General features: G+C 64.6%; 17 protein-coding genes, 2 tRNA genes and 1 pseudogene. 7 read left to right on the top strand and 13 right to left on the bottom strand.

The genetic code is table 11. The features are described from left to right. Positions 1-40: 40 nt before the first annotated feature. Positions 41-445, top strand: coding sequence for a hypothetical protein (locus tag F600_RS0107520; protein ID WP_018159987.1), 405 nt, complete (start codon positions 41-43; stop codon positions 443-445). On the opposite strand, the gene dinB is transcribed toward F600_RS0107520, so the two are convergent. From dinB to yaaA, 3 genes are all read right to left on the bottom strand, one after another. Next, on the bottom strand, positions 442-1,635 hold the full coding sequence (gene dinB, locus F600_RS0107525) for a DNA polymerase IV (protein ID WP_018159988.1): 1,194 nt from the start codon (positions 1,633-1,635) through the stop codon (positions 442-444). The two genes, F600_RS0107520 and dinB, sit on opposite strands and share 4 nt — an antisense overlap. A 32-nt stretch (positions 1,636-1,667) precedes the next feature. Then, complete coding sequence (locus F600_RS0107530) at positions 1,668-1,874, bottom strand: hypothetical protein (protein ID WP_018159989.1); 207 nt, start codon at positions 1,872-1,874, stop codon at positions 1,668-1,670. A 160-nt stretch (positions 1,875-2,034) separates the two neighbouring features. Continuing rightward, complete coding sequence (yaaA, locus tag F600_RS0107535; RefSeq protein WP_026306278.1) at positions 2,035-2,781, bottom strand: peroxide stress protein YaaA; 747 nt, start codon at positions 2,779-2,781, stop codon at positions 2,035-2,037. A 282-nt stretch (positions 2,782-3,063) separates the two neighbouring features. Between yaaA and F600_RS0107540 the strand changes: the two genes are divergently transcribed. The 6 genes and pseudogenes from F600_RS0107540 (at position 3,064) to F600_RS30190 (ending at position 10,298) form a co-directional block, all read left to right on the top strand. Next, the gene (locus tag F600_RS0107540) at positions 3,064-4,020 is read left to right on the top strand and encodes a HEAT repeat domain-containing protein (protein ID WP_018159991.1); all 957 of its coding nucleotides are present in this window, start codon (positions 3,064-3,066) and stop codon (positions 4,018-4,020) included. A gap of 7 nt (positions 4,021-4,027) precedes the next feature. Beyond that, entirely contained in the window at positions 4,028-5,413 is a 1,386-nt protein-coding gene (locus F600_RS27360; RefSeq protein ID WP_018159992.1) for a sulfatase family protein, read from the top strand. 28 nt (positions 5,414-5,441) lie between these two features. Then, entirely contained in the window at positions 5,442-6,239 is a 798-nt protein-coding gene (stf0, locus tag F600_RS0107550; protein ID WP_018159993.1) for a trehalose 2-sulfotransferase, read from the top strand. Positions 6,240-6,256: 17 nt separating this feature from the next. Next, positions 6,257-6,820 (top strand): annotated as a pseudogene (cysD, locus tag F600_RS32665) (sulfate adenylyltransferase subunit CysD); the annotation flags it as partial. 333 nt (positions 6,821-7,153) lie between these two features. Beyond that, complete coding sequence (cysC, locus tag F600_RS0107555) at positions 7,154-9,031, top strand: adenylyl-sulfate kinase (RefSeq protein WP_026306279.1); 1,878 nt, start codon at positions 7,154-7,156, stop codon at positions 9,029-9,031. 166 nt (positions 9,032-9,197) lie between these two features. After that, a complete protein-coding gene (locus tag F600_RS30190; protein WP_018159995.1) occupies positions 9,198-10,298 on the top strand; it encodes a hypothetical protein in 1,101 nt (366 codons plus the stop codon). Between the two features lie 51 nt (positions 10,299-10,349). Here the strand turns inward: F600_RS30190 and F600_RS0107565 are convergent, their stop codons facing one another. The 10 genes from F600_RS0107565 to gyrB all read right to left on the bottom strand — a co-directional run bounded on the left by F600_RS0107565 (position 10,350) and on the right by gyrB (position 20,129). After that, positions 10,350-11,015 carry a hypothetical protein gene (locus F600_RS0107565; protein ID WP_018159996.1) on the bottom strand — a complete coding sequence of 222 codons (666 nt, stop codon included), beginning with the start codon at positions 11,013-11,015 and terminating at the stop codon, positions 10,350-10,352. A gap of 100 nt (positions 11,016-11,115) precedes the next feature. Next, entirely contained in the window at positions 11,116-11,724 is a 609-nt protein-coding gene (locus tag F600_RS0107570; RefSeq protein ID WP_018159997.1) for a DsbA family protein, read from the bottom strand. A gap of 67 nt (positions 11,725-11,791) precedes the next feature. Then, positions 11,792-13,255 carry a flavin-containing monooxygenase gene (locus tag F600_RS0107575; protein WP_018159998.1) on the bottom strand — a complete coding sequence of 488 codons (1,464 nt, stop codon included), beginning with the start codon at positions 13,253-13,255 and terminating at the stop codon, positions 11,792-11,794. Positions 13,256-13,363: 108 nt separating this feature from the next. After that, positions 13,364-13,436 (bottom strand) — tRNA-Ala (locus F600_RS0107580). Between the two features lie 7 nt (positions 13,437-13,443). Further along, positions 13,444-13,560, bottom strand: coding sequence for a DLW-39 family protein (locus F600_RS32110; RefSeq protein WP_018159999.1), 117 nt, complete (start codon positions 13,558-13,560; stop codon positions 13,444-13,446). Between the two features lie 25 nt (positions 13,561-13,585). Then, positions 13,586-13,659 (bottom strand) — tRNA-Ile (locus tag F600_RS0107590). 82 nt (positions 13,660-13,741) lie between these two features. Beyond that, the gene (locus F600_RS0107595) at positions 13,742-14,413 is read right to left on the bottom strand and encodes a Rossmann-fold NAD(P)-binding domain-containing protein (protein ID WP_018160000.1); all 672 of its coding nucleotides are present in this window, start codon (positions 14,411-14,413) and stop codon (positions 13,742-13,744) included. 40 nt (positions 14,414-14,453) lie between these two features. Continuing rightward, positions 14,454-15,059 carry a DUF3566 domain-containing protein gene (locus tag F600_RS32670; RefSeq protein ID WP_370670708.1) on the bottom strand — a complete coding sequence of 202 codons (606 nt, stop codon included), beginning with the start codon at positions 15,057-15,059 and terminating at the stop codon, positions 14,454-14,456. Next, the gene (gene gyrA, locus F600_RS0107605) at positions 15,056-18,064 is read right to left on the bottom strand and encodes a DNA gyrase subunit A (RefSeq protein ID WP_018160002.1); all 3,009 of its coding nucleotides are present in this window, start codon (positions 18,062-18,064) and stop codon (positions 15,056-15,058) included. The genes F600_RS32670 and gyrA overlap by 4 nt, the downstream gene beginning before the upstream one ends. Before the next feature lie 25 nt (positions 18,065-18,089). Next, the gene (gyrB, locus tag F600_RS0107610; protein WP_018160003.1) at positions 18,090-20,129 is read right to left on the bottom strand and encodes a DNA topoisomerase (ATP-hydrolyzing) subunit B; all 2,040 of its coding nucleotides are present in this window, start codon (positions 20,127-20,129) and stop codon (positions 18,090-18,092) included. Positions 20,130-20,246 lie beyond the last annotated feature (117 nt).

Genomic DNA, 20,246 nt, shown 5'->3' on the forward strand with positions numbered 1-20,246 from the left:
CCGGTCTCCCGGTCGAGATATGGGTGTCAGAGTATTGGCCATGGCTAAGCGCTCGTCGGAATCAGGCATCCCGCGCACGTACGGTGGTTCGCTTCGACTGGTCGGCCAAGGTGCCGACGCAGCGGCCCGCGGGACCATCGGTTTCGCATTTTCGTTGGGCAAGACGGTCGGTTTGGTGTCCGGTGCAGGAGTCCGCGCTGTCGGACGAGGCTGCACCAAGGCAAAGGCGCGCCGAGCCGAACTCGCCGCCGCCCGTCAGGCGACGGCCGAGGTGGCCAACGGGGTCGCGAAGCACTCGAACGCTCCCGTCGTCATCGGCGCAATCGCCGGTCTGGCTATGGTCGGCGCGGGAGTCGCGCTCCTCAAGTACCGATCGGCCAAGACTGAGTCGTCCGACTTCGACGAATTCGACGACGACGCGCAACTCGACGACGCCACGGCCTAATCGGGCAGCATCGGAACGGACAGTCCTGGGTCATGTCCCAGCAGGCCGGCTCGGGTGACCGCGGCCCGGCCGAATCTGTCGCGAAGTGAATCCACGGCCTCGTCCAGCGCGGTCGAACTCTGCTTGTGCAGCGGCAATTCCAGCTGATACGGATCGTCTCGGCTGGTCAGATTGGTCAATGAGATACCAAGCAGCGTCACGCCTCGACTATCGATGAGTGGGCTCGCCTCAGCGAGAAGCTCGCGGGCCGTCGCCCAGATTGAGGCCGTGAGCTGCGTCGGGTCGTGCATCGTGCGAGACCGGGTCGCCCGCGTGAAGTCTCCGAACCGGAGCCGCAGCACGACCGTGCGGCAGAATCGACCCGCATTGCGCAGACGCTTACCCAGCCCATCGACGATGCCCAGCACAATCTGCTCCCGTTCGGCCACCGACAGCGCCCGACGTCCCAGTGCACGCTGCGAGCCGATCGATCGGCGGCGACGACCCGTCTCGACCCGGCGGGGATCCCGCGCCCAAGACAAGGCGTGCAAGTGGCGAGCTGCCCCACCGCCCACGATGGTCGAGAGATCGGACTCCGAGGTCGCCGCGAGTTGACCGACAGTGCGGATGCCGAACGCGTGCAATTTCGTGGACGTCACCTGGCCGACGCCCCACAGTCGTTCGATCGGCAGGGGGTGCAGGAATTCGAGTTCGGCGTCGGCCGGCACCAGCCGCAGGCCGTCCGGCTTGGCGACCGCACTGGCGACCTTGGCCAGGAACTTGCTGCGTGCAATGCCGACGGTGATCGGCAGCCCCACCTTGTCGCGGACCTCGGCGCGGAGACGGACGGCGATGCTCAGTGGGTCGCCGGCGAGCCGGAGAAGTCCACCGACTTCGAGGAATGCCTCGTCGACGGACAGCGGCTCGACGAGTGGAGTGGTGTCCCGGAACACCTCGAAGACGGCCCGGCTTGCCTCGGTGTACGCCTTCATTCGCGGTGGAACCACGATCGCGTGGGGGCACACGCGCAGCGCCTGGGACGCCGACTTTCCGGACTTCACGCCGAACGCCTTGGCCTCATAGCTCGCGGCCAGCACGACGCCCCCGCCCACGAGGACGGGTTTGCCCCTCAGCGAAGGGTCATCACGCTGTTCTACGGACGCGTAGAAGGAATCCAGGTCGGCATGCAGAATCGTTTCTGACACGAACATATGTTCGCATCAGGTACCGACAAAAAGAAGGTCTAGCCGATCGGCGAGAGAAGGTCCGTCGCCCGCTTGTGTGCGCGCTCGGCGAGGGCACGCTCGAGTTCGCTGTCCGGTCCACCGAGTCCGGCAAGGTGTGCATGAAGCCGCGACTTCGCCTCGTACCACTCCGCGACGGTCTCCGCGGTGGCGCCGGCGCGAGGGCGACCGACGGCGAGGTGGGTGAGCTCAGTGAGCACGTTCATGGGCGAATTCCTTTAGCGGCCGACCGCGGGGACCGGTTCGGTGGGGGTTCCACTAGGACCATCGGCCGCTCGGTCGAATTCGCTACGCTTCGCGGCCCGGCGTAACTCATTCGTTTCTTCTCTCACCACAGCGACGTGTCCGGTGTGAGAAGAACCCGTGTCAGTCGGTAAGGAGAATGAGCTCCGACGGCTTCGAGACCTCGACCCGGAGGCCTGCCTTCCGCGCGACCCGCGCCAAGCCGGTGATGTCGTGCGGATCTGCCCGCGACTGGAGCAGCACCCGGGCGAGGACACCCTTGTGGTGCTTGTTGAAATGGCTGACCACGCTGCGTGACCCATCCGGTGCTTCGGTCAGGACCGTGACTGTCACCGCCCCCGGAACCTTGCCGAGCTGCTGATATGCGCCCGATCGCAGATCCACGACCAACCGGTCCCCGGCCGCCTTCTCGAGGGCCTGGGTCAGCATCGGCTTCCAGACCGAGGTCAATGTCCCGATCTCCGGAAGCTTTGTCCCACCCGAGAGCCGGTACGCGGGAATGAAGTCACCGGCGCCGACCGCACCGAACAGTGCCGACCCGATCGCGAAATTGGCGTGAGCCTTCGCCAGTTGCGCGCGGGTCAGGGTCTTCACGTCGAGCGCGTCGTAGAGGACCCCGGTGTACCGGGTCAAGGCGGTCTGCGTCTGCGCTGTCCACAACCGGGCGTTGCGCTCGACTTCATGCGCTTGCGACGCGCTGATCCCGAGGACGGAGTACGCGGCTTCCGGATCGGCCGCCAGTTCGACGATCGCGTTGGCGACCCGGGTGCGGATCTCGGTCAGCTCGGGCAGCAACAGGTTCTCGAGGGCGAGCGGCTTGCCGCGACCGCCATCGGCCTTCGTCTCGGACGGTGGGAGAAGGACGAACACGGTCACTAACCCTAGGGGGCCGGGCCAGCCAGTAAAACTCAGGGTGATTCGAACTCTCGCCGAAGCGCGAGGCCGTCGATACTGTCGCCGAATGCACTCACGACGAACGGCGCTTCCGGAGCTAACTCCGGACCTGTCTCGTCGCCTGCGTCGTTCGTGTTGCGCCGCCGACTGCAGTTGTCGCTGACCTTCCTCGTCAGCCCCTTCTTCTCTTCTCCGCGCTCCCACCGGTCAATCCGGGTTGGCGTGGTGTCGCGCGCTCTTTAGAAAGACACGAAACCCATGTCCAAGCCCAGCCGTCTCGCGTCCACGGTTCGAATCCGGTCCCTACTGTCCCTGTCGGCCTATGTCACCTCCACCGCCGACGTCGCCACGTACCTGGCGGATCCCGACGCTGAGGTTCGCCGAACGGCACTCGCCCTCGTGGTCGAAGCGACCGAGGACTGGGCTGGGACCACCGCTGCTGTCTCGGCGGCCCTCACCGACCGCGACGCCAGTGTGCGACGCCTGGCGATCGACCTGCTTCGCGAACTGGGCACGTTTATCGAGCCGAGTGAAATCTTCGACAACGCTATTCGCGAAGCCGCCGCGCACAATGACGCGGACGTTCGCGCGGCCGCGCTGGCCGCACTGTGGCGCCAATCGATCACGAGCTTGGGCGAACTGCGCGGCTGGCGGTCCGACCCTTCGCCCGAGGTACGCCAGGAGTTGGTTTCGGCCTTTGTGTCCTTCGACGGACTCACCGAGCTCATCGCCATGCGCACTGACACCAATCCCGCCGTGCGGCAGGCGGTCGCCACTGGGCTCGGCCGGCTCGGAGACCCCCGCGGCGCGATCGCGGCGGCTGAGCTTGCCGTCGACAACCACGTGTCGGTACGGGTGGCTGCGCTCCATGCACTTGCCCGGACCGGTCTCAGCAACTCCGCGGGCGAGGTGGCCGCGAAGAGCATCACGTCCGCATTCTGGGAAGTCCGTGCTGCGGCGGCCGGGGCGCTCGGTGCCGAGAACCGCGACTTCGTGCTTCCTGCGCTCGCTCGCGCCGCGGCCGACAAGAACGACGAGGTCCGGCGCGCGGCCGTCCGAACCCTGGCGGAGAAGTTCCCCGACCATCCGATCGCACACGACCTGCTGACCCAGGCATCGTCTGACCCCGACCCAGCGGTGGCGGCCTATGCCAAGTTCGGCATCGGCACTCGTCCACGCCGGACGTCCGCGGCCCGCCGCCCTATCACGGCCTGACCGACCCATGGCACCCACACGCGAAAACATCGTCCTCATCCACTGGCATGACCTAGGTCGCCACCTCGGGGCCTACGGTCATACCGCAGTACGGAGTCCGAACCTCGACCAACTGGCCGCCGAGGGGTTCCTCTTCACCGACGCACACGCCACGGCACCGCTGTGCTCACCGTCGCGCGGATCCCTGTTCACCGGCCGGTACCCGCACAGCAACGGACTCGTCGGACTCGCCCACCACGGCTGGGAGTACCGCCCGGATGTCCGCACGCTGCCGTCACTGCTCTCCGAATCCGGTTGGTACACGGTCCTCTACGGAATGCAGCACGAGACCTCGCATCCGCCGCGCCTCGGCTTCGACGAGTACGACGTCTCCAACGCCTTCTGCGAATACGTCACCGCCCAGGCCAAGACCTGGCTGCGCGAACGCGACGAGCGTCCGTTCCTGCTGACCGCGGGGTTCTTCGAGACCCACCGTCCCTACCCCGCGGATCGGTACACACCCACGCCGGTGACCGGAGCGGACGTGCCCTCGTACCTGCCGGATACGCCGGCGGTGCGAGCGGACCTCGCGGAGTTCTACGGGTCGATCGAGGTCGCGGACGCAGCGGTCGGGGACCTGCTCGAAACGCTGTCGGACACCGGACTCGACGAGAACACCTGGGTCGTGTTCCTCACTGACCATGGCCCAGCCTTCCCGCGCGCGAAGTCGACTCTCTATGCCCCGGGGACCGGCATCTCGCTGATCATCCGCCCACCGCGAGGCCGGAAGCTGCCGCCGCGCACCTACGACGACCTCTTCAGCGGGGTCGACCTCGTGCCGACACTCCTCGCGCTCCTCGGTCTCGACGTTCCGGACGACATCGAAGGGATCTCGCATGCGGCTCAACTGCTTGCGCCGGTCGACGAGCCGGTCCGCGATGAGGTCTACGCGACCAAGACCTACCACGACTCGTTCGACCCGATCCGCTCGATCCGGACCAAGGACTACAGCTACATCGAGAACTACGCGCCGCGCCCAGAACTCGATCTGCCCTGGGACATCGCGGACAGTCCCTCGGGTCAGGCGGTCGCCGGATCGACCGGTCAACCCCGGGCGAGCCGCGAACTGTACGACCTTCGAAGTGACCCCGCCGAACTGGTGAACGTCGCCGACGACCCGCGCTACGACGCGGTCGGCGAGAACCTCGCGCTGCGCCTCAACGAGTGGCGTCGCGCGACGGGAGACGTCATCCCCTCCGAATTCGTCGGCACGCGCACCTCCGAGCAACACACCACCGCCTACGCCCGGGCGCACGGAATCAATCTCGTGTCCCGGTTCGCGAAAGCAGATGAACGCGGCTACGACGCCGCCGCACAAGCCAGACCCGCCGCGCCCCCGCGCGGCGATGCCTGACCCAACCCCCGTAAAGGCTCAAAGACCCATGTCTACGCGTCGATATCTCGTTCTCGCGTCACAGCGCAGCGGCAGCACGCTGCTCGTGGAATCGCTCAAGCAGACCGGCATCGCCGGCCATCCCGCTGAGTACTTCCAATACCTCCCGGAAACCGGGCTCTCCCCGCAACCCCGCCAGTGGTTCGCCGGCGTTCACGACGAGTCGGTGCTCCGACTGCTTGCGCCGCTGCGCGCGGGTACTCCGATCACCGAGACCTCCGAAGAGTTCCGGGATCGAGTCCTGGCTGAGGGCAGCACTCCCAACGGCGTCTGGGGCGGCAAGCTCATGTGGAACCAGGCACCGCTCTTGATCCAACGTGCCCGCCGACTGTCCGACAGCAGCGGACCCACGCTGCGCGACGCCATCCGGGATGTCATCGGCGACGACGTGTTGTTCATCCACGTGTCCCGACCGGACATCGTGCACCAGGCCGTCTCGTTCTGGAAGGCAGTCCAGACCCAGACCTGGCGGGCGGACATCGTGAAGGACAACGCACCCAGTCCGAAGTACCACGCGACGGGGATAGGACACCTGCACCGCATCTTGAACGAGCAGGAACAAGGGTGGCAGAAGTGGTTCGCCGATGAGGGGATCACTCCGTTGACCGTCAGCTACGCCGAACTCGCCCGCGACTCGCGTGCCGTCACCGCCCGCGTGCTGACCGCCCTGGGACTTGACCCGTCCGCGGCACCGCACGCACCGCTCGAACGCCAAGCCGACGTGCGCTCGAACACCTGGGTCGAGCGGTACCTCATCGATGCCGCGACCACGGGACAACTGCCATGACCCGCACCCTGTCCCCCATGGATGTCCATGTCGACGAACTCCGGGCACTCGAGGCCGAGGCCGTGCACATCATCCGCGAAGTCGCCGCTGAGCTCGAGCGACCGGTGCTGCTGTTCTCCGCGGGCAAGGACTCGATCGTCCTTCTGAGACTCGCGGAAAAGGCCTTCCGACCGGCGAAACTGCCGTTCCCCGTGTTGCACGTGGACACGGGACACAACTTCCCCGAGGTCATCGACTTCCGGGATCGACGGGTGTCCCAGGCGGGACATCGGCTCATCGTGGCCTCGGTACAGGAGTCGATCGACTCAGGCCGGGTGAAGGAGACCGGGCTGTCCCGCAACCGTCTCCAGACCCGCACGCTCCTCGATGCCCTCGCGTACAGCGGTTTCGACGCGGCCTTCGGCGGCGCCCGCCGCGATGAAGAGCGGTCTCGCGCGAAAGAACGCGTGCTGAGTTTCCGCGACGAATTCGGTCAGTGGGATCCACGCGCGCAGCGTCCGGAGCCATGGTCGCTCTACAACGGCAAGATCCGGCGCGGGGAGTCCGTCCGCGTGTTCCCGTTGAGCAACTGGACCGAGCTCGACGTCTGGCGGTACATCAAGCTCGAGAACCTCGAACTGCCCTCGATCTACTTCCGCCCATCAGCGCGAGGTCTTCGATCGCGACGGCATCCTGCTCGCGACGTCCGAGTTCACGCAGCCCGAAGGCCGCGAACGAGCGAGCGTCGAGTGGGTCCGCTACCGGACCGTCGGCGACCTCACCATCACCGGCGCGGTCCGATCCCACGCCACGGACATCGACGGCGTCATCGCCGAGATCTCGGCCGCAACGGTCTCCGAGCGCGGCGAGACACGCGCCGACGACCGCACGTCGATTGCCGCGATGGAAGACCGGAAACGAGAGGGCTACTTCTGATGGCACGCCAGCTTCTTCGCCTGGCCACCGCGGGTTCGGTCGACGACGGCAAGAGCACGCTCATCGGCCGGCTCCTCCACGACACCGGAAGCCTCGCGACCGACCACCTCGACGCGGTCACCGGCGCGGACGGCATCCCGGACCTCGCCGCGTTGTCGGACGGCCTGCGCGCCGAGCGCGAACAGGGCATCACGATCGACGTCGCGTATCGCTTCTTCTCGACGCCGAATCGCAGCTACATCCTCGCGGACACCCCGGGACACGAGCGGTACACGCGGAACATGTTCACCGGTGCCTCGAACGCACACGTCGCCGTGCTGCTCGCCGACGCCCGTACCGGTGTCCTACGCCAGACCCGGCGCCACGCCCGCATCGCGAGTCTTCTCCGGATCCCGCACATCGTGGCCACGGTCAACAAGATCGATCTCGTCGACTATTCGCAAGCGGCCTTCGAGACCCTCCAGCGGGAACTGAAGGCGCTCGCGACCCAGGTGGGACTACCGGCCATCACGGTCATACCGATCGCCGCGCGGCACGGAGACAACGTCGTGCATCGGTCGAAGAACACCCCTTGGTACGACGGTCCCACTCTGCTCGAATATCTCGAGGCCATCGAGCTCGTCGCGCCCCACGCGTCCCGGGATGAACTACGCCTTCCGGTCCAATGGGTGTCCCGGCCCGAGCGGGGACAGCGCCGCCGGTACATGGGACGCATCACGGCCGGTTCGGTCACTGCCGGAGACGCCATTCGAGTCCTCCCCGCAGGCACCGAAACGGTCGTGACCGCGGTCGACACTCTCGACGACTCGCGAACGGTCGGCGTCGCACCGCTGTCCGTGGCGATCGAGTTGGCCGATGACATCGACGTCGGGCGGGGAGACATCCTCGTCAGTGGTGACTCGGCCGCCCACGAGCCGGTGAACGCTCGCGAGATCGAAGCCGTCGTGTGCTGGTTCTCGTCGCGTCAACTTCGTGCGGGCGATCGACTCGTCCTCAAGCACACGACGACCACGTCCCGCGCCACGATCTCGGCCCTGCACACTCGACTCGACCCGGAGACGCTCGCCGAGCAAGACCATCCGGTCGAGTTGGCGCTCAACGACATCGGCGCCGTGACCATCCGCACCGCGTCGGTCCTCATCGCGGATCGCTATGCCGACAACCGAGACGCCGGATCCTTCATCCTGATCGACGAATCGACCAATGACACCGTCGGCGCAGGCACGATCCTCGAGGCCCGCGAGGTCAAGCCCGGGACGGAGCAACGCAAGGACATCAAGTGGCATCCGTCGTCTCTGGATCGGTCCTACCGCTGGTCGTCCCTGGGACATCGGGGTGCCACCATCTGGTTCACGGGACTGCCCGCCTCCGGTAAGTCGACAATTGCGGTCGCGCTCGAACGCGCACTCGTCGAAGCCGGCCGGCCCGCTTACCTCCTGGACGGGGACAACGTTCGCCACGGACTCTCGGACGATCTCGGGTTCTCCCCGGGTGACCGAGCCGAGAACATCCGCCGGGTAGGACACCTGACCCGACTGTTCGCGGACGCCGGATTCATCGCTCTCGCGTCGCTGGTGTCTCCGCTTGAATCCGATCGGGCGATTGCCCGGGCCCTCAACCACGCGGCGAAGCTTCCCTTCATCGAAGTGCACGTGGCGACTCCCGTCGAGGAGTGCGAGCGCCGCGATCCGAAGGGCCTCTATGCCCGTGCCCGACGCGGCGAGCTGAAGGGCCTCACCGGCGTCGACGCGCCGTACGAACGCCCGGAGAACCCCGACCTCGTCATCGACACGACGGACGCCGATATCGATGTGCTCGTCGAAGAGGTCCTGCGCGTTCTGGCCGACTACCTACCGAAAGCCGAGGCACACCAATGAAATCCGTCTTCTCTCACGCGCTGCGGCGGCGCCCCGCTCCGCAGATCGGCGGTTCCGGAGTTTCCCGATACGCGGCAAGTCTCTTCGGGAGTTACATCCTCGCTGTGTGGCGGTAAGTCACGACGAACCGGTCACCCGCGCTCGGCACCGTTAGTACCGTTTTGGTGTGCCCAGGGTCCAGCCCGATCCTCAGAACTACGAACCGACGCCGAAGTTCGCGCTGGTCGGTCGCGCCGACGCGGGACGACTCCTCACGATCATGGCCGCCGGCTTCGGCACGACGGTCATCTTCACCCGGCTCTATCTCGTTCTCACCGGCTATCCCCAGATCGGGAACGGGACCTATCACATCGCCCACGCTCTGTTCGGCGGGCTGCTCCTCGTATTCGCGTCGCTCATCATGCTTCTCTACGCCAATCGCGGTGTCCTCACCCTCGGTGCAGTCCTCGCTGGGGTCGGTACGGGATTGTTCGTCGACGAAATCGGCAAGTTCATCACGCGGACGAACGACTACTTCTTTCCGCTCGCCGCACCGCTGATCTACATCATCTTCATGCTCGTCGTTCTCGTCGCCCGCTATGCCGCGAACATCCGGCCCGACAACCCGCACGAAAAGCTGCTGACCGCAATCGACGCTCTTCCCGACCTCGTCAACGGCAACGTGACGCGAGAAGAAATTAGCGAGCTCGAGGACCTGCTGGAGGAGTCCCGTAAGCACGAAAGCAGCGCCGGCCTCGCGGCCGTCCTGCACGACTACCTCGCATCGCATCCGGAACTCACCGCTCGGCGGCTTCACCGCCGACCGAAGATCCTCGTCGGTCTCGCGGTGGCGGAACGCTACCTGCTCCCCAAACGCGTCGTGCGATCTCTCCTGGTCGCGGTGTTGTTCCTACACGTGGTCTGGTCATTTACCCGGCTCGGACTGACCGCCGCCTTCGCCGCCGGCATCGGCGCGACCAGCCTCCCGCTACGAGAACTGCTCGATCCGGCGGCGATCGACTCGCACTCGACCGCGATCGCCTGGTTTGGCACGATCGCCGCCGAGGCCGTGGCGGTACTCCTTTATGTCCATGCCCTGTACCAGCTGACCCTGCGCGATGACTGGGAAGGGATCCGATCAGCGATCTGGGCGACGATGGTGTCCTTGACCGCGGTCAACGCACTCAGCAGCTACTTCCATCAGTTCGTGACAGTCATCGCCGCATTGGGTGAGGGAGCCTTGCTGCTCATGCTGCTGCGCTATCGGGTTCGATTCGGGCCGCGCTGAGACAACAAAGGACCGAGCCTCGACAGGCTCGGTCCTTTGTTGATGTTCGTCCTAGAAGAAGCGACGCCAACCGCGCTTGGCCTGCTGCTCCTCCACGACCTGTGCCGGCACGGTGCGCACGGGCTCGAGCTGACGAAGTGCCAGACGAAGGTCGTCGACGCGTCCCGCGCGCTCGGTCGCGATGGCCTCCGCCACCGCCGCCCGCTTCTCCGCATCGGTGGCCCGGCGCTGCCAGTTCTCGATCTCGGCGCGGAGAGCATTGACCGCGTGTCCGTCCGCCGAGGTCACGACCGGCTCAACGTGGACCGAGGTCACTGGCTTGGTCTCGGCAGCGGCCGGCTTCGGGGGCTCCTGTTCCGGGCGCGACGGGCGACCCGGACGAAGGTCAGCAGCAAGCAGCGCCGACAGCGGGATGACCCACTGTCCCTGGCTGTCCTTCCAGGCACCGAACTCCTCGAGCTGCGGGAGCCGGCGAACAATGGTCTTGCGGGAGACGAGGCATGCCTCGGCGGCCTGGGTCACCGAGAAGGTGGCCTCGGTCGGAGAGCGGTCGGCAGCCTTAGCGTTGCCCGCCGCGAGATCGGCCTTCACGGCGTCGTACATCAGAGCCTCGTCCGGTGACTCGGTCTCCGACGCGGGGGCAACCTCACCCTCGAGGAAGTCTTCCTCGACGATGGTCGAATCAACAATGCGGGGATCTACATCTGCGATCGTCATGGGTCACAGTGTGCGGCCGGGTCATGGGACACCCGCGGAGGCCGCGCGGTGTGTCATCGAGGAATGTCCATGGGACACGGGTCACACCAGGTCAGCTGGGTCAACGCGGTAGGCGCGTGTGCTTGAACTCGTTGAGGTCGGTCCACCCGGTGACCATGTCCACGACCCGTTCGATGCTGCGAATCGACTCCGCGGGATCGCTACCGAGTGGGGCACGGTTGTACAGACGCACGAAAACCGCAGCGTCCCCGGCGATGAACGTCGGCACGCCCCACACCCCGTGGGACTCCACATAGCGCTCGTGGTCCTTGCGGACCCGGGCGAGCGCGTCACCGCTGTCGATCAGGCCAAACACCTCGGGAGCGGGGGCTCCATTGGCTTCCAGAACCCGCTCGACCTCGGCGCGGTCCCGGAGCCGCTTGGACTCGTCGTGTCGGAGAGCGAACAGCCCGCGGTGGACCGCCGGGAACACCTCGGGATATTCGTCGCGAACGATGACACCAGCTTGCAGCGCGAGGATCCCACTGTCCTGGTCGGGGTTGTCCCACACGTCCGGTTGTCCCTCTGCCACGTGAGCCTGTCCCAGGGAAAACGGCAGGAAGGTGACGGTCCAAGGAGCGCCGGCCGCGAGTCCGGTCAGGATCTGTTCATTGGCGTTCCGGGCAAAGGGACAGCGGTAGTCCCAGGTGACAGCGAATTCAAGTCCCATACCTGATCCAACCTCTCAGTCGGACTCAGTGATTCCCATTCCGCGCAGCGTGAATCAAAGTCGCCCGCTAGTGGAACTGCAGCACTCCGTCGTCAAGCTTGTCCCGGAGCAACCCGTGGATATCGCGGCGATAGTTCTGGTGCAACCGCCACGGCACTTCCACGCCCTGCGTGGGTAGCGTGCTCATCGAACGCTCGATGTACCCGGATTTGAGCGCGATCACGGGAACTTTGGCCATCGACGACGGTGGCGGTGAGGCCACGCAGTACTTCGCTCCGGTCGTGTCCATGTGCTTGAGCAGTCGACAGACGTACCGAATGGTGAGGTCGGCCTTGAGGTTGTACGACGCGTTCGAGTATCCGGTTGCATAGAAGGAATTCGGCAGCTCGCACAGCATCATGCCGCGGTACATGCGCTTGTCACTCAGACGCACTGGCTCCCCGTCCACGGACAACGTCGCACCTCCGAACAACACCACGTTCAGACCAGTCGCGGTCACTATGACGTCGGCAGCGAGCTCACTGCCGGACTCCAGCTCGATGCCGTGCTCGGTGAATGACCTGATTCGATCGGTGACGACGGAAACCTCGCCGCGCTTGATCGCCTTGAACAGATCACCGTTCGGCACCAGACACAAACGTTGATCCCACGGCTTGTAGGGCGGCTTGAAGTGCGCCTTCCAGTCGTATCCGCGCGGCAGGCACAGTCGCGTTATGCCGATGAATACGTACGTCATCAGCGTCGGCCAGATTTGGCTCAGCGACCAGCTGCCCGCCGTGAAATACACGTTCTTCCAGCGCAATATCGTGTGGGCCAGCCGATTCGGCAGCACCGCGAGCAGCGGCTTCGCCAGCGGGTCGACCTTCGGGTAGGGAATGACGTAGGTCGGAGTGCGCTGCAACATCGTCACATGCGAGGCGTCCTTCGCGATGTTGGGAACAAGCGTCATGGCCGTGGCCCCACTGCCAATGACCACAACCCGCTTACCCGCATAGTCGATCCTGTCGTCCCAGAACTGCGGGTGGATGATCGGCCCGGTGAAGCGCTCACGGCCAGGAAAGTCGGGCGTGTAGCCGGTGTCGTAGCGGTAGTAGCCCGACGCCCAGTACAGGAAGCTGCACGTCATCTGCACTCGGTCCGACCCGGCGCTCTCCGGATCCGTGCGCTCGATTGTCACGGTCCAGCGCGCGCTGCTCGAGGACCATGCCGCATCGATCACGCGATGATTGAACGAGATATGGCGCGGCACGTCGTACTGCGCTGCAGTGTCACGGATGTACTGCAGGATGTCGGCACCCTCGCCGATCGCCTCGCGGCGGTCCCACGGCCGGAATGGGTATCCGAAGCTGTACATGTCGGAATCGGACCGGATGCCGGGGTAGCGGAACAGGTCCCACGTCCCCCCGATTGCTTGCCGGGATTCCAAGACTCGAAAGGTCTTGTCCGGACACAGTTCCTTGAGGCGACAGGCGGCCCCGACACCGGACAGGCCGGCGCCGACGATCAAAACGTCGTAGTGCTCGATCTCCACTCGTCGATCGTGACGATCGTCCCGTCTCGCCGCAACGTAATCGCCATGATCAAAGGCCGAGCAAAGTGCCGACAAAGAAAAACCCCGGCTCGAAAGCCGGGGATTTTGTGGAGCTGAGGGGAATCGAACCCCTGACCCCCGCCTTGCAAAGGCGGTGCTCTACCAATTGAGCTACAGCCCCGAACCCGTCAGAGGTCGCGTGCAGTGACCTCGTGCCAGATGTCTTCGCCTCGGCGTTGCGACTGGAACTTCACGATTGTCGCCACGATCAAGGCCAGAACACCGGCCAGTAGAACCCGTTTCATGGCTTCTACCCTATCTTGTCCGGAGTGGGCCTAGGAGGACTCGAACCTCCGACCCCTTCGTTATCAGCGAAGTGCTCTAACCGCCTGAGCTATAGGCCCGGATTTCGGCTTCGGGGCGGACCCCTGACCGAGAAATGAGATTACCCGACGAACGGCCACGCACCAAAACGAGTGGTCGCTGTCAGAAACCCCGTCGACGCGCCGCCAGCTCGTGCATCTCCCGGTTGCCGAGGATCCGTGTCGGATAGCCACCTGCAGCGACTGCGAGCATCGCCCTTCCGATCTCGCGCGAGGTCACCTGGGACGCCGGCGCCAAGCGCTTGATCAGGGCGAAGACGGGCCGGGTAGCGGTATAAACCGCGTTGTACCAACGGACTCGGGACTTGATTCCATCGAGCGGAATGATGATGCCCGGTCGGAAGAGATAGACGTCGAGGGCAAGCTCCTGCAGGGCGTCTTCCGTCGCGCCCTTGACCCGGGCCCACATCTGGCGGCCGTTAGTATTCGTCCCGGCGCCCGACACATAAGCGAACGTCGAACCTGGGTTGAGCTCCGCAAGCCGCCGGGCCACCGCCAAGGTCAGGTCATAGGTCACGCGACGATAGGACGCCTCGTCCATGCCGACCGAGGAAACACCGACACAGAACAGGCAGCCATCGAAGCCGGTCAGCTCGGCCGAGTGCCCCGCGAGATTCTCGAGATCCGGAACGATGAGCTCTCGCATCTTCACGTGCGCCTCGGTAGCGGGCGCGCGACCCACGACGAGCACGTCAGTGACCCGAGGATCCCTCAGACATTCCAGAAGAACGCCCTGACCGACCATCCCCGTCGCACCGAACACGATGAGCTTCATGCCGCCACGCTAACCGACCGGTTAGCGTGGCGGCCCGAGCTTAATCCGGATCGGCGAGGGTGATCTGAATGCCACCGACGAGATCGGCACACAGGTTGTAGATGAACGCACCGATCGTGCTGAACGCCGTCAGCAGGACGACGTTGATGAGCCCCACGATCGCCGAGTATCCGAATACCTGACCTGCGGAGATCAGGCCCTCGGAGCTCGAGGTCGACACGATGTCGACGAACGCGCTGTTCAGGCGATCCCAGACACCCATCCCCGCGAGGACGATGTACAGGAGGCCCACCGCGAGCATCCAGATGAAGAAGCCGGCCGTCGCCATGACCAGGGTGACCTTGAGGGTCGTCCATGGGTCGATCCGGCGGACTTGCACTGTTGCTCGCAGCGCTTGCGGAACGGCACGACGAACTCCGACGTTCGTCGGTCGCGCGGCGCTCTGCGATTTCACCTCAGACGCGCTCGATGCGGGCGCGGTCCGGGTTGGTGCGTCCACGACGCCTCCCTTTGCAGTGGTTTCCTCGACTTTTGTCAGATCCGGTTCAGGAGACCTGGAAGCCATCGAACGGGCCAGCGGCGACTCGCTGGGGAGGCGCGGAACGCCTGCCCCACGCGGGTCGTCCGCCGAATCGTTCTGGCTCACTTCGTCTCCTTGATGTCGGGCTCATCCGGCTCATCGGCATTGCGCGCGATGGCCAGGAGGTCGACTCCCTCTCCGAGGTTCATGAGGCGAACACCCTTGGTCTGTCGACCTGCCTTACGAACCTGCTTGGCAGCAGTGCGGATGACACCGCCGCCGGTGGTGATGGCATACAGCTCGTCATCATCGTCGACGATGACCGCACCCACGAGGTTGCCACGTCGGCGGTCGTACATAATCGTGAGAACACCCTTACCGCCACGGTTCTGTGCAGAGTATTCACTGAGCGCGGTCCGCTTGGAGTACCCGCCTGAAGTGGCCACGAGCAGGTAGCTGCCCTCGACGACGACGTTGAGGGACAGGAGTTCGTCGTCCTCGTTGAAGCGCATACCCGTGACACCCGAGGTCGCGCGTCCCATCGGACGGAGCGCCTCGTCGGTCGCGGAGAACCGGATCGACTGGCCCTGTGCGGAGACCAACAGCAGGTCGTCCTCGGACGAGCACAGAATCGCGCCGACGAGCTCGTCACCATCACGCAGGTTGATGCCGATGACGCCGCCGGTGCGGTTCGAGTCGAAGTCGACCAGGCGCGACTTCTTGACCAGGCCGCGCTTTGTGGCGAGAACCAGGTACGGCGCGTCCTCGTACGACTTGATCTGGATGACCTGGGCGATCTTCTCGTCCGGCTGGAACGCAAGCAGGTTCGCCACGTGCTGCCCACGCGCGGTCCGGTTCGCTTCGGGAAGCTCGTAGGCCTTCGCACGGTAAACGCGACCCTTGTTCGTGAAGAACAGCAGCCAGTCGTGCGTCGAGCTCACGAAGAAGTGGCGGACGATGTCGTCCTGCTTGAGGCCGGCGCCCTGCACGCCCTTTCCGCCACGCTTCTGCGCACGGTAGAGGTCGGTCTTGGTGCGCTTGGCGTACCCGGTCTCGGTGATCGTGACAACGACGTCCTCGCGTGCGATGAGGTCTTCGTCGGTGACGTCGCCCTCGGCCGCAATGATCTTCGTCCGGCGATCGTCGCCGTACTTCTCGACGATTTCGGACAGCTCGCCCTTGACGATCGCGCGCTGGCGCTCAGGCTTCGCGAGGATGTCCTTCAGGTCGGCGATCTCGGCTTCGATCTTGGCCAGGTCGTCGATGATCTTCTGACGCTCCAACGCCGCGAGTCGACGTAGCTGCATGTCGAGGATGGCGGTGGCCTGAATCTCGTCGACGTCGAGCAGGGTCATAAGCCCGGACTTCGACTCCTCGGCGCTCGGCGACCGACGGATCAAGGCGATGACCTCGTCGAGCATGTCGAGTGCCTTGACGAGTCCACGCAGGATGTGGGCACGTTCTTCGGCCTTGCGGAGCCGGTAGACGGTCCGTCGGTAGATGACCTCGATCTGGTGCTTGACGTAGTACCGGATCATCTGGTCGAGGCGCAGCGTGCGCGGCACACCGTCGACGATCGACAGCATGTTGCAACCGAAGCTCGTCTGCAGCTGGCTGTGCTTGTACAGGTTGTTCAGCACAACCTTGGCGACCGCGTCGCGACGCAGCGTGATCACGATGCGCATGCCGACACGGTCGGACGAGTGGTCTTCGATCTTCGAGATGCCGGCGATCTTGCCGTCGCGAACCTGTTCGGCGATCGACGAGATCAGGTTGTCCGGGTTGACCTGGAACGGTAGCTCGGTGATGACGATCGTCGTCGAGCCGCTGCGCTCCTCTTCGATCGAGACGACACCCCGCATGCGCACGGAACCGCGCCCCGTGCGATACGCGTCCTGAATCCCTTGGCCACCCACGATGAGCGCCGAGGTCGGGAAATCCGGACCCTTGACGCGCTGGATCATCGCCTCGAGCGTCGATTCTTCGTCTGCCTCCCAGTTGTCGAGGCACCAGTAGACACCTTCGGCAACCTCGCCGAGGTTGTGCGGCGGAATGTTGGTCGCCATTCCAACCGCGATCCCGCCCGAGCCGTTGACCAGCAGGTTCGGGATCCGGCTCGGAAGAACCGTCGGCTCCTGAGTACGGCCGTCGTAGTTCGGGACGAAGTCGACGGTTTCCTCGTCGATGTCCCGGAGCATCTCCATGGCGAGCGGGGTGAGGCGGCACTCGGTGTTGTGACTGACGAAGCCGTTCGTGATGAACGCATGGTCGTCGGTATCGACCCGGAGGCTAAATACGGGCTGAACCCCAGCCGCGGTGACCGCAGTCACCGCCACGTATCCAAAGGAATCCACCGGCGGCGCGTCCGGAACATGGCGCCAATCAGCCAACGCCCCGCGATCCGGCAGGATTTTCCGCTCTGACCGCGGAGAATCCTGCCCGATCGTCACGGTGCTTGCAAGCAGATCCCCAATCCGGATTTCGCCCGCCAACTTCCAACTCAGCTCGCCGTTGATTTGGCACAAGACGGGGTGATTAGTCGTGCAAGTCAAGGACTGGGCACCGGCACTGACGGTCAGGACCGGATGGTGCCCACTGTGATGGAACGCTGTTGCCCGAACCGCATTCCCGTGCAGACCGATGACCTTCAGATCGCAATCGACCGTCGAGTTCGGTTCCGCGGCAACCAGATCCACGATCGGGACATCGCCGTCCGGTGTCGCGACCAGCGCATCACCGGTCACGCAGTAACGCATGGCGGCCGCGCCGTCGTTTCCGCGCGAACCGAAGTTGCCCTGGCCGTCGACGAGCGGGTAGCGCAGCGACCACGGCTGGGCCATGCGCACGAGGGTGTCGTAGATCGATGAGTCACCGTGCGGGTGATAGTTACCCATGGTCTCGGCGACCGGGCGAGCCGACTTCACATAGCCGCGGTCGGGACGGTAGCCGTTGTCGTACATCGCGTAGAGCACGCGCCGGTGCACCGGCTTGAGGCCGTCACGGACATCGGGCAGCGCGCGGCCGACGATGACGCTCATGGCGTAGTCGATGTAGCTGTTCTGCATCTCCTGCTGAATGTCAACAGGTTCAATGCGGTCGCCGCCCTCTGGAGGCAAGGTCGTCTCAGTCATTGATCAAAGTCCTTTAACGGCAGCGTTAAACATCAAGGAAGCGAACGTCTTTGGCGTTCCTGGTAATGAATGATCGGCGCGCTTCGACGTCTTCGCCCATCAGGATCGAGAACAATTCGTCGGCGGCGGCGGCATCATCGAGCGTGACGAGACGCAGAGTCCGGTACATCGGATCCATCGTCGTCTCCCACAGCTCCTTGGCGTTCATCTCGCCAAGACCTTTGTAGCGCTGGATGCCGTCGTCCTTGTTGATCTTCTTGCCGGATTCCAGGCCGAGCTTCATTAGCGCATCGCGCTCGCGGTCCGAGTAGGCGAACTCCGGTGGCTGGCCCTTCTGCCACTTGAGCTTGTACAGCGGCGGTTGTGCCAGGTAGATGTGACCGTGCTCGACCAGCGGGCGCATGAAGCGGAACAGCAGCGTCAGCAGGAGGGTCGCGATGTGCTGACCGTCGACGTCGGCGTCAGCCATCAGCACGATCTTGTGATACCGCAGTTTCGCGATGTCGAACTCGTCGTGGATACCGGTGCCGAGCGCGGTGATGATGGCCTGGACTTCAGTGTTCTTCAGCACGCGGTCGATGCGCGCCTTCTCGACGTTGATGATCTTTCCGCGCAGCGGCAGGATCGCCTGGAACATCGAGTCGCGGCCGGTCTTCGCCGAACCACCGGCCGAGTCACCCTCGACAACATAGAGCTCGCAGCGGCTCGGGTCGTTGGAGCGGCAGTCGGCGAGCTTGCCCGGCAGGCCGCCGATGTCGGTCGCGGACTTCCGGCGAACGAGTTCGCGGGCCTTGCGTGCGGCGACGCGGGCCTGCATCGACGACAGCGCCTTGTTGATGATCGTCTTGGCGTCCGCCGGGTTCGCCTCGAACCAGTGCGCGATGTGCTCGTTGCACGCCTTCTGGACGAAGGACTTGACCTCGGTGTTGCCGAGCTTGGTCTTCGTCTGACCCTCGAACTGCGGCTCGCCGACCTTGACGCTCACGATCGCAGCGAGACCCTCACGGATGTCATCGCCGGAGAGGTTGCCGTCCTTCTCCTTGATGAGCTTCTTGTCCTTGGCGTACTTGTTGACGACCGTCGTCAGCGCCGCGCGGAAGCCCTCTTCGTGGGTTCCACCTTCATGCGTGTTGATCGTGTTCGCGAAGGTGTGGACCGACTCGGAATAACCCGAGTTCCACTGCATCGCGATCTCGAGTTCGTGGCCCGTTCCCTTTTCGGAGAAGCCGACGACCGAGGTGTGAATGGGCGTCTTGGTGCGGTTGATGTGCTTGACGAAGTCGTTCAGTCCGCCGGGGTAGTGGTAGGTCCGCGTCATGACCTTGTGCACGACCGGCGCATCTGCGGCTGCCTCGTCGTGACCCTTCGGCGCCTCGGCCGTGTCGCTGACGACCTCGTCGACGACGTCCTCTTCCTTGACGCGCTTGTCCGTCAGGACGATGGTCAGTCCCTTGTTGAGGAACGCCATTTCCTGCAGACGGCGGGCGACGGTGTCGAAGCTGTAGGTGGTCGTCTCGAAGATGTTCGGGTCGGCCCAGAACCGGATGGTCGTACCGGTTGCCCGGGTTGCCTTACCCCTCACCAGTTCCGTTGGCTTGGCGTAGTTGTACGTCTGGGTCCAGTTGTAGCCATCGTGGTTGATGTCGACCTCGACCTTGGTCGACAGCGCGTTCACGACCGAAATACCGACACCGTGCAGACCACCGGACACCGCGTAGGAGTCCGAGTCGAACTTTCCACCGGCGTGCAGCTGGGTCATTACGACTTCGACGGTCGGAATACCGGACGCGTGCATGCCGGTCGGGATGCCGCGGCCGTCATCGATGACCTCGATACCGCCGTCTTCGAGCATCGTGACTTCGACCTTGGTCGCGTGCCCGGCCATCGCCTCATCGACGGAGTTATCGACAACTTCCCAGATCAGGTGGTGTAGACCGCGCTCGCCGGTGGAGCCGATGTACATGCCGGGGCGCTTGCGGACTGCTTCAAGGCCTTCGAGAACGGTGATGGAGGATGCGCCATAGCCCTTGTTAGGTTGCTTGGCGTTTTTGGCCTTGTCAGTCACGGACGGACTTCACTCCTTGTTCGACCCAAAGTCAGGCAATTCGCAATCCCGGTATCCGCGCAGGTAGCGGACACCAGGTATGACCTTCCTATCTTACTGGCCCACTCAGCCTAGACG

The sequence above is a fragment of the Smaragdicoccus niigatensis DSM 44881 = NBRC 103563 genome, from assembly GCF_000380645.1.
Taxonomy (GTDB): Bacteria; Actinomycetota; Actinomycetes; order Mycobacteriales; family Mycobacteriaceae; genus Smaragdicoccus; species Smaragdicoccus niigatensis.